This is a genomic window from Blautia sp. MSK.18.38 (assembly GCF_024460535.1).
Classification (GTDB): domain Bacteria; phylum Bacillota; class Clostridia; order Lachnospirales; family Lachnospiraceae; genus Blautia_A; species Blautia_A fusiformis.
The window spans coordinates 1-392 of sequence record NZ_JANFYP010000098.1; the positions used below are offsets into that span (position 1 = coordinate 1).

Sequence of the window (392 nt, forward strand, 5' to 3'; positions counted from 1 at the left end):
TTGGTTTTCACGCACCAGCATCGTTGACTGTTTCTGCAGGAAATCATTCCGCTGATTGGTTACTTTCTCATACACTCTTGCCACCCTGATCCGCTGCTTCTCGCGGTTATGGGAATCTTTTTGTTTTCGGGAAAGCCTGCGCTGTTCTCTTATGAGTTTTCGCATTGAGCGTTCCAGATATCTGGGATTTGATACCGTATTTCCATTACTGTCGGAGTAGAACGCTTTGATTCCGACATCAATCCCTATCGTTCCGCCAGCATTTGAGCGTGGTTCCGGTTCAAAATCAACATTTAAAACCGCAAAATATTTTCCAGCCGGTGTGTGCTCAATGATCACGTGATTAATCTTTTCCACTTCCATCGACTGCCGTATTTTAACAAATCCAAGTT

At 44.1% G+C, this 392-nt stretch carries 1 protein-coding gene; it reads right to left on the reverse strand.

Translation table 11 applies throughout. The features are described from left to right. Positions 1 to 375: RNA-guided endonuclease InsQ/TnpB family protein (locus NE638_RS17910; protein ID WP_256137237.1), on the reverse strand; the 375-nt coding region annotated here is incomplete at its 3' end. Positions 376 to 392: the final 17 nt, after the last annotated feature.